The 14,250-nt window shown below is 40.3% G+C and carries 8 protein-coding genes; 1 reads left to right on the forward strand and 7 read right to left on the reverse strand.

Annotation, left to right across the window (positions count from 1 at the left end; all coding sequences use genetic code 11):
• Positions 1-65 precede the first annotated feature (65 nt).
• The 3 genes from V7O62_RS11795 to V7O62_RS11805 form a co-directional block, all read right to left on the reverse strand.
• On the reverse strand, positions 66-2,843 hold the full coding sequence (locus V7O62_RS11795) for a cation-translocating P-type ATPase (RefSeq protein WP_406656524.1): 2,778 nt from the start codon (positions 2,841-2,843) through the stop codon (positions 66-68).
• 67 nt (positions 2,844-2,910) lie between these two features.
• Positions 2,911-3,885 carry a polyphosphate kinase 2 family protein gene (locus V7O62_RS11800; protein ID WP_406656525.1) on the reverse strand — a complete coding sequence of 325 codons (975 nt, stop codon included), beginning with the start codon at positions 3,883-3,885 and terminating at the stop codon, positions 2,911-2,913.
• Positions 3,886-4,357: 472 nt separating this feature from the next.
• Complete coding sequence (locus V7O62_RS11805) at positions 4,358-5,668, reverse strand: right-handed parallel beta-helix repeat-containing protein (RefSeq protein ID WP_406656526.1); 1,311 nt, start codon at positions 5,666-5,668, stop codon at positions 4,358-4,360.
• A 675-nt stretch (positions 5,669-6,343) separates the two neighbouring features.
• Between V7O62_RS11805 and V7O62_RS11810 the strand changes: the two genes are divergently transcribed.
• Positions 6,344-10,996 carry a PAS domain S-box protein gene (locus tag V7O62_RS11810; RefSeq protein WP_406656527.1) on the forward strand — a complete coding sequence of 1,551 codons (4,653 nt, stop codon included), beginning with the start codon at positions 6,344-6,346 and terminating at the stop codon, positions 10,994-10,996.
• A gap of 98 nt (positions 10,997-11,094) precedes the next feature.
• On the opposite strand, the gene V7O62_RS11815 is transcribed toward V7O62_RS11810, so the two are convergent.
• From V7O62_RS11815 to V7O62_RS11830, 4 genes are all read right to left on the reverse strand, one after another.
• On the reverse strand, positions 11,095-11,295 hold the full coding sequence (locus V7O62_RS11815; protein ID WP_406656528.1) for a hypothetical protein: 201 nt from the start codon (positions 11,293-11,295) through the stop codon (positions 11,095-11,097).
• An 804-nt stretch (positions 11,296-12,099) separates the two neighbouring features.
• Positions 12,100-12,522 carry a DUF3592 domain-containing protein gene (locus V7O62_RS11820; RefSeq protein WP_406656529.1) on the reverse strand — a complete coding sequence of 141 codons (423 nt, stop codon included), beginning with the start codon at positions 12,520-12,522 and terminating at the stop codon, positions 12,100-12,102.
• Between the two features lie 229 nt (positions 12,523-12,751).
• On the reverse strand, positions 12,752-13,528 hold the full coding sequence (locus V7O62_RS11825; protein ID WP_406656530.1) for an RHS repeat-associated core domain-containing protein: 777 nt from the start codon (positions 13,526-13,528) through the stop codon (positions 12,752-12,754).
• A 332-nt stretch (positions 13,529-13,860) separates the two neighbouring features.
• Positions 13,861-14,208 (reverse strand): hypothetical protein, encoded by a 348-nt coding sequence (locus V7O62_RS11830; RefSeq protein WP_406656531.1) that lies wholly within the window; start codon positions 14,206-14,208, stop codon positions 13,861-13,863.
• Between the last annotated feature and the right edge of the window lie 42 nt (positions 14,209-14,250).

A 14,250-nucleotide genomic window follows, 5' to 3' on the forward strand; every position in this document is an offset into this window, starting at 1 on the left:
GCTTGAGGATTGCATACCAGATCTTTGCTATTTGGTCTTCTTTATCAATTAATGGTATTCTATCTTCATTGTGATGTGTCAACAATAGCTTCAGTTGTTACCGTGTTATGGCTACGACTTCTACGCATGAAAAACTTGATTATCTCGTCAATGAGCAGTATTCCGATGGCTGCAGCAATGCAAACAAACCACTGTTCTGCGCTTAGTGATGTTGTCCCCAGTATCCGTTGCATGAAGTCGAGCTCAGTTGCCAGAATAGTTATCAGTAGTGTTCCTCCATAGAGACCAACCTGATTTCGGTCATGTATGACATCTCGATTGAAGCTTGTTTCAGTCTCACTACTTGCACTAATACCCCTAGAGAAGGTGTGCATGGCAAAAGAAACAAATCCTACGGTAGCTGCGATGGCAGTTCCTGATGGCTCATAGAGTGCTTCCAGGTAGACAGTAACCATTGCCGACAGGACACCAAGAAAGGTTATACGTATCCATTGTGAAGATGACAGTAGTGGTTGCTTCAATGGGCGGGGTTTCTTATCCATAAGGTTTGGATCCATTTCACCGAATCCCAGAGCCAGAGCTATTGGGACTTCTACAAGGAATCTCAGTAACAGGACTACAGGAGCAGTGAACGGTGTTCCTCCCAGCACTACGAAAATTGCAGCCAATAGGTAGCACGCAATGAATGCTACCAACTGCTGCATCTGGTAACGAACAAAGTTGAAAAGGTTGTTGTAAATATAACGGCCATATTCCACTGCCTTAACGATGGTAGCAAAGTTGTCATCGGTCAGTATCATCACAGCAGCATTTTTGGAGACTTCCGTGCCTGTGATGCCCATAGCTACACCAATGTCTGCCTTTTTCAGTGCAGGTGCATCATTTACGCCATCTCCTGTCATGGAAACTATATTATCTTTCTCCTGAAGGAGTGTCACCAATCGCAACTTGTCTTCAGGAGTTACACGCGCAATCACGCCTATTTGGTCCAGTTCTGTCTTTAGTTTTTCATCCGGGATTGCAGCGAACTGGGCACCTGTCAATGCCTTGCCTTCAATTCCCAACTCCTCTCCTATCGAAGCTGCTGTCACTGCATGATCGCCGGTTATCATACGGACCTGTATTCCGGCTTTGTGACATTTGGAAATGGCATCTTTGGCCTCAGAGCGTGGCGGATCGACAATGCCGACCATTGCAAGCAAGGTCAGATCGTTTATCATATCCATAAGGTTTCCATCAGGATCAAATGTATCCGGATCAAAATCACGGCGTGCAACAACCATTACACGCTCTCCGGATGAGGCCATACGTTTGTTTTCTTCCAGTGCTATAGACTTGTTTTCTTCAGTGATTGGATGAACTTTATCTCCCGGTAACCAGAATGAACCGGCACGTGCAATCAATACATCCGGTGCACCCTTAACACAGCACCGTACTACGGGCTTGCCCTGGGTGTTTGTCATATTATGGAATGTTGCCATAAACTTGTATTCTGCGTCAAAAGGTACCTCGGCTATACGTGGATATCTCTTTCTTAGCCCTTCCAGATCAATGCCGCCCTTAGCTGCCAGCACGATCAATGCCCCTTCTGTAGGATCTCCTATCAGTTCCTCACCATCAAGACGGGCATCGGAACATAGCACCATGGGTTGGAGCACTTCATCAAGATCGATCTTAGTGCCTCCATCATTGAAGAGTTGTCCCTGTGTACTATACCCTTCTCCAGTTACCTTGTAGTGATTTTTTGCGGGAACCGAAAATTCGCGTGCAGTCATTTTGTTGAGTGTCAATGTACCGGTCTTATCCGTACAAATTGCCGAAACCGAACCAAGTGTCTCCACCGACGGCAGCCTTTTGACAATGGCATTCTGGGCTGCCAGAACCTGGGTGCCCATTGAATACATCGTGATTACCACAGCCGGCAGGCCGGTAGGAATTGCTGAAATTGCCAATGCTACACCGGCAGCGAAAATAGAGTTTATAGATTGCCCGCTTTCCAGCCCCAATATGACCATCAAAACGAAGGCAAGACCTGCAATCGCTGCAATTATCATCGTCAGTCGGTCAAGCTGCTTTTGCAGGGGTGTTTTATCTGCTTTTGTCTTGTTTAGCAGTTCTGCAATGTGTCCCATCTCAGTTCCCATGCCGGTAGTGGTGACGATAATCTCTCCACGACCGCGGGTAACTGAGGTATTCATGTAAACCATGTTGTGGCGGTCACCTATGGACACTTCTTCTTTTTCTTCAATCGCATTGCTGTTTTTGGATGAGGCAGTGCTCTCGCCTGTGAGTGCCGCTTCTTCAGTTTCCAGTGTAGCTGCCACAAACAGACGTCCGTCAGCAGGGACAATATCTCCTGCTTCCACAATCGCAATATCTCCCGGAACTATCTGTGAAATATCTATTTCCTGCTCTTTTCCATCACGACGCACATGGGCGTTTATCTTCATTTTTCCGGATAACTCTGCAAGGCTGGCAGTAGCTTTTGCTTCTCCTCGAAGACCAAGTAAAGCATTGAAAATAGTAAGAACTACCAGAATCATTGTGGTTTTCCAATCACCTGTGAATATCTGGTTGACGGCTGCTGCCACAAGCAGTATTTTTTGCATCAGGTCCTTATACTGCCTCAGGAATGCCTGCCATCCTGATTCTTTCTTCTTATCTTCCAGATGGTTTGGTCCATACTGTTGCAAGCGCTTTTGAGCCTCTTCAGCACTCAATCCCTTTGAGGGGTCGACCTGAAGCTGTTTAGCAACTTCTTCTTTGTCAAGTGCATACCATTTGGTTTTCGACGCCTTTTGGGCAGGACCCGATGATGACGTTTCATTTGATTGAGATGACATGTTCCTTGTCCTTCAGTTTAAAAAGTGCTGGGTCTTCGATGATCTTTGCTTGGAAGGGTACTGTTTTTTAGAGATTCTTACTTTTTTTCTTCTTGTTTTTTTTCTTTGAAGCCGCCTTTTTTTTGGCCTTCAGGACAGCTTTATCTTCCATACCATCCCCTTCATTCTCAAGTTCTTTTTTAGCTACAAGCAGAGCTTGTTTTTGTTGCTCGCTGACGACAGGATAGGCCAGGTTAAGTTTGTTCATAGTATTGCAGATCACCGCAGCCACTGCCAGTCGCGTAAACCATTTATGATCGGCTGGCACGACGTACCAGGGTGCCCACTCAGTACTTGTATGATTGAGCATGTCCTCGTAAGCAGCTATATAATCGTCCCAGTGAGCTCTTTCTTTCATGTCCGCTGCAGAGAACTTCCAGTTCTTCTCGGGCAGAAGCGTACGCTCCAGGAATCGTTCCTTTTGAGTCTCTTTGGATACGTCGAGGAAGAATTTGAGAACGATAATTCCATTGTCAACCAGATATTTTTCAAAATTATTTATCTCCCCAAAACGCCGTTTCCAGATATGCTTGTCCTTAAGCGTGAGAGGCAGTCTCTGGTTGGCAAGGAATTCGGGGTGTACTCGGACTACAAGGACTTCTTCATAGTAAGAGCGGTTGAAGATGCCTATGCGACCGCGAGCGGGAAGTGTTTTGAAGTTGCGCCATAGATAATCATGATCAAGTTCCTCTCCGGAAGGTGTCTTGAAGCTATGAACATCAACACCTTGTGGATTCACGCCTGACATGACATGCTTGATAGTGCTGTCCTTGCCTGCTGCATCAAGTGCCTGAAGTACTATGAGCAGGGCATATTGATCCTGTGCATAGAGTTTTTGCTGCATCTCTGCCAGCATCTGGATCCCTTCTGCAAGGGTTTTTTTTGCTTCTTTCTTCTTCAGCCACTTACCGGTAAAATCAGGATTATAGTCTTTCTTTAGATCGATCTTCTTGCCGGGCGGAACCTTCAGAACGTCCAGCAATTCTTCCATTCTGTTTGCCATAGTCTGGTTCCTTATATTGAATTCTTAAGATCTATCGAGCTTCAGAATGATTTTTCACTTTACAAGTTTAGTTTATTCATTAGTGCTCTTATTTACTCGATGTGTAATCTAAAATCGAACTTGCGAATATACATAATTAAAAGAAACAATTGGAAGGAACAATCAGAAGAAACAATTAAAGGAAACTGTGAGTCAGCTTCAGGATATATTGATACTTCATGAAGCTGGCTTCCAGGGATATTTATCTTTTAAGGAAATGTCTGAGTTTCACTGCTCTCTTCTTTAATTCATATGATCAAAGAAAAGCCAATTCAGACTCTTGCCCAGTATGAAATGTTGAGCGGATAAAAAAAGATGGGCTGGCAGAAATGCAGAGTTCTTCCAGCCATGTATCTATTATATGTGCAACTCTGTGGCATCCCCGGGTTAGCGGGATGCATTCACTGGTTACCCGTTGTGTCTTTCAGGATTATCAGACACCTGGGACCTGTACTGTGCTGTCAAAATTGTTGTTCTCGAATACAAGGTTACTACCGCTGGATATTATTTCCAGTCCTCTGGTGGCACCTGATATAGGTTTCATATTTGCTATACTGTTACTCCTGACAATTATGTTGTCGGTATTTTCCAGGTTTATACCTGTTCCACCGACTCCTGAGATGTCATTGTTTGTAACAACAGCCCTTTCTACGCTCTGGAGGACTATTGCACCATCGTCTGCAACAAGCCAGTTGTTAACATCACGAATGGTATTACCTGAAATAAGAACCCTTGATATAGGCTTGAGGACAGTTCCTCCATGTCCGCCTATGACGTAAATTCCTGAATCCTGTCTCTGGCCGTTGGTGTAACCCTGAATGTAATTACCGGTGATTTTCACTCCATGCAGAGTCTCCGGATAATTTCCATCGCTGGTACTGTGGGAAACTGCTATTGGTATCTTTACATCAGTTATCCTGTTGTCCTCAATGAAAATGTTTCTGGAACCGTGGCTATCGATACCTTCCCATACAGGGTTGTTCTCGATGGTATTTTTCCTGATGTAGATGTTTTCGGAATACTCGTACGCACTGCTTCCTTTGGCAACAGCAACACCATAGGAGTTCACATTGATCTTTTTGGTGTTGATGTCCTTGAACAGGTTGTTATCTACGTATACGTTGCTTGACTGCTTTCCGATCATAACTCCACAGTAACCGAAGTAAAGGAATTCGTTGTCCCTTATGGTAATCTGATCGTTCTGCTGGGATGGTGAGCTGACATCAAGGTACACGCCGTAGCTTCTGAAGTTTGTGAACGTGTTGCCTTCGATAAGGCAGTTGTTACTGTTCTCAAACATGATAAGTCCGATACCACCTGCAACGGGCAGGTAGGACTGGTCAGGGTTACTGAATTCAAACCCTCTTACTGTAACGTTATTAGCATTTTTTATGTTGAAGATGCTGTATCCTTTAAGTACTGCATCACTGCCAACCAGTTCTGTATTTGATTTCAGTTCGATTGCCGAACTGACCATATATGTACCGGAATTGAACAGGATGATACCTTCGTCAACAGCATTTACTGCAGCCTTTATAGCTTCTACGTCGTTATTTCCTTCATATATGAGCTGTCCGTCACTTGTGTGGACAGATGTTGTGGTGGTGTCTTTGGAAATGCTTACTGCGTAGTTAATTTCTTCAGTGTCGGTAGTATCGACAGCTGAAACGGTTGCTGTTCCAAGACTTAAGCCAAGGATCAGACAAACCACAAAAAGGCTTGTAGTTTTTCTTTTTTGAACCATTTTTTAATCTCTCAACGATTGAGTTTTTAATATCCGTTTTTTGATTATCTAGGTCTGGCTGCCAAAAATAGAGTTGTGGGCTGCAATTTTCCTCTTGACGGGATCTATGAATGACACTTTTGGGGATGTGTCCGTCCTTGCATCAATTGGTCATGAGCTGTAACTTTATTCTGTGACAGTCACCTCGATAATATACTTTCAGCTATATATATCATTGCAGACGCAAAAAAGGCTTTAAGTTGCTCAAAATCCGGTTTTAAGCATTTTTAGGGCTCCCTTATATGTGGGCTGTTAGTTACAATATGTGACAATTGGTCATTAAATTAAAAAAATAGATTTTCTAAGACAGTTGATGCGTATTTTTATCGAATTGATTGATGTATGAAATAAAGTCGGTTGACTCTGATTAATTTTGAATTTTGATATTAGTAATCAGATTCTGAGGCATCTGACATTAAATTTTTACTATGGTTGAAGCTGTTGTTAGTGAAAAACTTAATGCAAAAGTAAAAGTTGACAATTTTGATTGCAGGTCTGGAAAAATTCTGGATATGTCAGTTATAATAATTTATGGTATTTGCTACAAATATTTATATTTATACAAACTTATTAATATAATTATAAACATTAAATAAACATTATATCAATATATTGAGCTAGACATAAAATTGGGATATGAGTATGAGAAATTATGAGGATGATGCAGCATTTATCGAAATCAGTAATTTTGAAGGGGACACATGCAAAAATACTGGAATGGGCTGTAACTCAGAATTTCTGAAAACATTACTGGAAACAATCCCTAACCCTATCTACTACAAAGATGTATCAGGGAAGTTTATTGGTTGCAACAAAGCTTTTGAGGATTTTATCTGTAAAAAAAAAGAAGAAGTTATCGGGAAAACCACTTTTGATATCTGGCCTGAACAAATTGCAGAAAAACATGAAAGTGTGGACAAGTATTTACTCCGGAATCCAGGCAACCAAGCACATGAATGGCAGATAAGTTTGTCCGATGAATGCGAAAAAGGAGTCAAATTTCACAAAGCTACATTCACGGATTCTTCGGGGGAAGTAGCAGGAATTATAGGTTCAATTAAAGATGCTACAATTGAGAACATTAACGCGCTTGTACATTCAGATGGCAGTAGTCCCATATATCGTGAAAAGCAGCAGGGACAAGTCTCGATCCTGAAAGGATATGATCCTGTACAATCCGTGAACAGAGATGTAGCAAGGTACGAGACTGTGGAAAAGGCTTTGTATGAGAGTGAGGTTCACTTAAAAGAGAAGTTGAGTATTATTCAGGAACAGGATGATGATATTGGAGAACCGGAGCTTGCCAATATCATTGATTGTGAAACCCTGCAGTTGCTCATGGATGATTTTTTTCGATTGACCTGTATTCCAGTTGGTATAGTTGATCTCAGAGGCAGGGTTCTTGTTGCCAGTGGCTGGCAGGATATATGCACGAAATTCCACAGGATAAACTCCGGAACACTTGAGCATTGTGTTGAAAGTGATTTAAAACTGACTCAGGGCGTGGCAGCAGGAACATTCAGGTCTTACAGGTGCAAAAACAACATGTGGGATGTCGTAACCCCCATAGTCGTGGATGGCTCACATCTGGGCAACCTGTTCCTTGGCCAGTTTTTTTTTGATGATGAGGATATCTCCCACGACACTTTCAGGCTTCAGGCTAAAAAATACGGATTCAACGAAAAGGAATACCTGAAAGCACTTGACAAGGTACCTCGCTGGAGCCGGGAACACGTTAATTCGGTAATGGAATTTTATACCCGATTGACCGATATCATCTCCACTTTGAGCTACAGCAACATCCAACTTTCAAGTGCCTTGGAAGAACGAGAAAATCTTCTCACTTCGCTGCATGAGAGTGAAAGCCGGTTCCGCAGTTATGTTGAACAGGCGCCTGACGGAGTATTCATCGCAGATGAAAAGGGCAATTGTGTTAATGCCAATGAAGCAGCAAGCAAGATCACAGGCTACTCAAAAGAAGAACTGTTGGGAATGAACCTGGCAGATATAGTCTCACCTGATGCCAGGGAAAGTGCTTTATCGCACTTTCAAACTGTTGTTGAAACCGGAAATGATACTGGTGATTTCCGTTTTCTGACCAGGGAAGGAAAAAAGATAATATGTACCATAAAAGCTGTCAAACTGAGCGAAACAAGATTCCTGGGGTTTGTGCAGGACATAACAAATCGTAAACAGGCAGAAGCCGAATTAGCTGACAGGGAGCAAAAATTCAGGGCACTCTATGATAATGCTCCTCTGCCGTATCAATCGCTTGATGAAAATGGATGTTTCATAGATGTAAATCCCAGATGGCTGGAAATTTTCGGGTATGAAACTGAAGAAATTGCTGGTAGGTACTTTGCAGAATTCCTGCATCCTGAATGGATTGATCATTTTGAAAAGATTTTTTCAGAATTCAGGCAAAAAGGATCTGTGGAAAACGTTCAACTAAACGTGAGGCACAAAAAGGGCTACCATATATTCACTTCATTTGAAGGAAGTGTAAGCTATCATCAGGATGGAACTTTCAAGCAGACATATTGTGTGCTTAAGGACATAACCGAACAAGTTGAATCCGAAGAGAAAATGCTTATGCTTGCGGGCTTACTGAAAACTTCTCCTGCCTCTGTTATTGTTCATGATTTTGAAGGCAATGTTCTGTATGCAAACCAACGTACGTATAGACTTCATGGCTATCTGCCGGATGAAATTGATGATTTCAATATGGAACTATTAGTTGATCCGGAGACTATCCCGAAGGTTCCCGGGATACTTCAAGAGCTTGCAGAAAAAGGCAAGGCTTCTTTTGAAGTATGGCATCTTAAGAAGGATGGGACAACATTTCCATTACAGGTCAGTTCAAAGGTTATACCCTGGCAGGGTAAGAACGTGGTTTTGAGCATTGCACTGGATATGACAGATAAAAAAAGGATAGAAAATGAGCTGCAAGTTGCCAGTGAACGTCTTCATCTGGCTGCTCGTGCCGGTGGTGTTGGTGTCTGGGATTACGATATTGTCAATAGTAAACTGACATTTGATGAACAAATGATTGATCTTTACAAGATCAACCCAGATGAGTTTGATAATACTTATGAGTCATGGACGGCACTTATCCATCCTGATGATCGGCTGGCAAATGAAAAAGCTATAAAGCTGGCTCTTCATGAGGATAAAGAATTTGATACTGAGTTTCGTGTAGTCTGGCCTGACGGAACTGTCCGCAATATCCGTGTTCTTGCAATCGTCCTGCGTGATGATTCCGGAACACCTGTGCGCATGATTGGCACAAATTGGGATATTACTTCACAGAAAAAAATGGTGGAAGAGCTTCAGGCAAGTGAGGAGAAGTTCAGGCTACTTATCACCCAGATGCAACAAGGACTGGCTGTTCACGAAGTAATAAGTGATGATACAGGGGTAGTTGTAGATTACCGTTTCCTTGATGTCAATGATAATTTTGAAAAACTCACTGGTCTCAGGAAGGAAAACATTCTCGGAAAAACAGCACTTGAAGTATTACCAAATACAGAAGCATATTTGATTGAGAAATATGGCCATGTTGCCTTGACCGGAGAGCCTCTTTACATTGAGGATTATTTGTGCGAACTTGATGGATATTATGGAACGGTTGCCTATCAAACAATACCGGGACAGTTTGCCACTATTATTACGGATATAACAGAAAATAAAAAATCCGAGGATGCATTGCGAGTTATTGCCGAGACTTCAAGCTCCCGTGAAGAGGATCTTTTTGATGTACTTGTGCGCCAACTTGCGCTCTCCCAGAATCTGTCCTGTGTAATTATTGCCAGGCTGGATCCTGAAAAACCTAATATGGTTCATACACTTGCTGTATGGAGAGATGGAAAACTACGCGACAATTTCAGATATTCTCTTGAAGGGACTCCGTGTTATAATGTTTTAAATGATGGTGTATGCTTTTATCCCTCTGATATCCGTAAACATTTTCCCGATGATCGTTTGTTAAAGGAAATAGGGGCCGAAAGCTATTGGGGCATACCTTTGAGGGATAGTAAAGGGAAGACATTGGGACTACTGACAGTTATCAATAGCAGACTGATGGAAAAAAGCTCACATGTTTTTTCGCTTATCAGTAGTTTTGCCGCTCGTGCATCGGCTGAAATGGAACGCCAATTGGCTGAAAAAGAACTAAAAAACAGTGAGAGGATGTTTAAAACTCTCTTTAACCAGGCGGCAGTAGGCGTTGCCCAAATATCTCCGGATGGGTATTTCCTCAGGATTAATGAACGTTTTGGGGAAATAGTTGGCTATGCGATCGATGAGTTAATTGCAACAAATTCCAGAAACCTGATTCACCCGGATGATTTGTATGTGAATGATAAATATATCTTACAGGTTATGGCAGAAGATATCGATTCATTTGAAATTGAAAAACGTTATATCCATAAAAACGGCCACCTTGTATGGGTAAAACTATATTCAAAAGCTATCAGGGATGAAGATGGTTCGCTATTGTATGCTATCGTGGTAATCACGGATATAACTGATAAAAGGAAAGCCGAAGAAGCCCTCATTTATGCAAAGGCTATCGCAGATGAATCTAATCGAATTAAGAGTGAAATGCTGAAAAATGTCACTCATGAACTAAGAACACCTCTTTCAGCAGTTATAGGTTTTTCAGATTTGCTTCTCAGTGAAACTGGCAATGAATTTGATGATTTGCAAAGGAAGTATTTAGAATATATTCACCAGAGCGGAGAACATCTTCTGAGTATAGTTAACAGGATGCTTGATTTTGCAAATCTGGAATATAGAACTTCTGAATCCCTGGAATTACAATCTGTTAATATAAACAATGTTATTCATGAGACTATCAGTATTTTTTTGGCAAAAGCTTCAAAGAAAAACATTCAAATTAAAGCCATAGTTGACCATAACCTGAATACTATTGTTGCAGACAAAGGAAAACTGGAGAATATCCTGTACAATCTTGTGGAAAACGCTATCAAATTCACAGATAGTGGTGGTAATGTAACAGTAAAAGTTAATGGCAGCAATGATGATATCGTTTTGTTTTCAATACTTGATACGGGGATAGGTATGGCAAAAGAAAAGCTTGACACTATCTTTGAACCGTTTATACAAATAGATGGTTCTATTTCCAGAAAGTATGGCGGCACAGGTCTTGGTCTTGCTCTGGTCAAAAAATTTGTAGAAATGCATGGCGGTCATATATGGGTTGAAAGTGAACCTGGTGCCGGAAGTAATTTCATATTTGATATTCCTGTGCCTCAAACAATGCAATAAATCCTGAAATTCAGTGTAGATTGTTTTGTCCTAAAAGAACTGTAAAATGTTGTACTGTCCGAAAACACGATACTTATCTACTATTATGATGGCGGTAACTATGTCAGAATAGGTAATTTTACAGCAGATTCATTTGATCTTGTAACTCTCATAAAAATCAATTCGGATATAGTCGAGATCAAGACCTCTAATGATATTACGATCATATTAGAAAGGGGCAGAGCCCCGTACATCTCCGCCCCTGTGACGTTTTCTTGCACATCATTTTCTCCCGTTGACCAGTCCACGACAACGGACAATTATCTATTATTGTCAAATAGATTATATGTATTTTTCGATTTAGTATTACATATTAGCTTAATTGCTATTGATACAGGAGGCCTGAGGATATTCTAAGTAAATTGCAGAGAAGGCAGTGTCTTTTTTCTTCTGTGAGTCTTGCGCTTCATATATGCATCCGTACTGGTCGTAGGTGAATCACGCTGGTACGTCGAACGCTGTTGATCGACATATCCACGCTGGTTTGTCTGTCAAGGTCGTCGTATCCGTATGTTTTAATGGAGTTCATCAAATTGTTCTCGATCTCAAGTATATGCCTACATTATCAAATTTGTAGTTAAGATTCTGAAGACTTACAATGTATATTTTATACCGCAGAAGTTTCATGGTGTCGTAGGTATAGCTCGTAACCACACTGCTGGAAGTTCCTTTGTGGTGATCTTTTTTCTTGCATTGTAGATTAAGCTGACACTTTTGCAGTTTGGATAGTTTATCCTTGTCAACCGGTCCATGCTATCATATTCGTAGGATGTGATGTGGCGTGTAGTATCAAAAGTTTAGGTTTCGTTTGTGACTCTGTACCTGGAATCGTAATCATGGCTTGGTGAAACAAAACCCTCTGAAACTTCAAGAGTACTGTTATAATGAGTGTTGGATATGGAAGGTTGCCGTTGTAACTGGAAGGAACATGTACATATTAAAGAAACTCTATTTAACTCTAAATATGTGATATAAGTATGCATGTCAGTTAACAATACATACGAAGAATGCTCCTATAGGTTCATGTTTTCTGGCGATATGTTGTATTAGGTTTGTGTTTTAAATCAAAAATAAACATCTTTTACAATAGCACGTTTTGGTTTTTTAGGATCTACCAACAGTGTAACTTCTTGACCTTCATGAAAATCGCTTTTTTTGAATGATAGACGTGATAAAGCATTTCCTCTTCTATATTTTTGATTGGCATAAGTATACTCATACTCAATCCGTGCTCCCCTTGGATACGCCAAGTAAAACATGATGGTACCAGACACCTCAACTCCCCTTTTATACAAAATATAGAAGAAATATATTCTCATAGGTATATATAAAATTGGAAATAGTATAAAAAAAATATTTAAAAATAGAGGTAATGTTATATTGAGCAAATAAAATATTCCAACTACAATGGGCATTGCGATAGAAATGCTAAAGTTGTAATCACTTATTAATGAAACTATTGAAAACTTCCTATTCGTCTCTTCCATACAGTAACACCTTTTACTGAAAACTGATGTTTTCCCTACAGCTTAGTTTTGTGAATCACTTGTTTAGAATGAAACTAAATTCTAGCAACTCTATCAGATATGAAGGCCACTTTTATAGTGGTTTACTTTATTTTGATTGTTGCAACTCCTCATCATCTTCTTGTTTTTTATCATGTTCCTTTGTTATTGTCTCTCCAGCCTCATTTTGCCATAACGTTAACCCTTTTTTCTAATTTACACCAATTATATAGTATCCATCGTTGTCCCTAATAGAGGGCACCCATTTGTTGGAAACACTAATGTATACTTTTGAGTGTCCTGAAAGCTCTACATGATCAAAGGCATTGGTATCAAAAGTTTCTTGGAAGAAATTATCTATATTGTTGCTGCGTGATTCTATAACTCCTCCTATAATGGAGTTAGCTGCAAAATTGAGTCCCTGTTTAGCTCCAAATTCATGCATCCTGTAAAGCATGTAAGTTAGTGGATCTAAACCTTTTATAGTTTTCTCGTATGTTCGTATATATTGTATGAGTTTAGGTCCTCGTACGACCCATGATGCAGGAAGATGCGGTGCTATCGTTGCAACAGAATCATATGCCAAAAATGCACCATTTATTGCATTCGGATTTTCTTCATATGCCTCTACACTATAGCTAAACATGGCAAAATCAAGAACTGTACTTGCGACAAGAAGTGCTGCTGCAAGCAAAGGTGCAGCTTGTATTGCATGCCCACTTGGATCAGTATACTTCACCGGATTGTTCAAAGTGTAAGCATACCTGTTCAGATATTGAGGATTATATGGATCAGGTAGCATCTTATCAGGCTGCACGAAAACCCTGTACTCAGGTGAGTAATAACGAGCACCGTAGTACATCAATTCGGTGTCAGCATCGTTCTCCTGACCTGTGAAACCATACTTCTCAAAACCGCCGGACTGAACTTTTCCGTATGGATAATACTCGGTACGTTCAACCTCAAGGCCACTCTCGTTGATTGACAAAGTAGTATTGCTGGATGAATAGCTGCTTTGTACCTGACCATGTATGAAACTATGGAAGCACCATCACGACAAATGGCTATTAGGTTCAATGCAAATAATTCATGAAAAAAAATTGTTGAGCCACAAAAAAAAGCTTAGAGCCATGCCGTACACAACCAATATAAAAATGATTGTTTTTATAGAATTATTTTCATTATAGACTTTTTTAGCATATATCAGATACACAAATGTCAGTACTACTAAAGGTATCAGTAATCCCTTTTCAATTAGTGATTGAATCATTATATATCACATATACCATAAACTTATACCTTCGATTATCTTCTGTACGATTACTTCTTATTAGCAACTATACCTTCTTTTTTGAAATAATCAATAGTTATTTTCATTATCTTTGAAGAAATAATATATGCTGCAAGAGAACTCACCATAAGAAGAAGCCCTGTTTCAAATTTAGGATAACTAGTAAAAAATATATTTATGCCTAATTTGTAAGAAGCATAAACAATTGCTAGAAATGACAGGGCGGCTGAGATCATATAAATTATTCCTATAAAAACTATAACCAATCCAGATTCATTGTCCTTATATAATAAGGAAATATGGTATCCTTTATAAGCTATAATTATAAAAATAATTATGAATATAATGAATAAAATATCAGCAATTAATTCTATCATACATCACCTACTTATGACTGCATTGATTAAAAGTGTTCACCA

Origin of the sequence: Methanolobus sp. ZRKC2, from assembly GCF_045291185.1 — an archaeon.
In the GTDB taxonomy this organism is placed as follows: Archaea; Halobacteriota; Methanosarcinia; order Methanosarcinales; family Methanosarcinaceae; genus Methanolobus.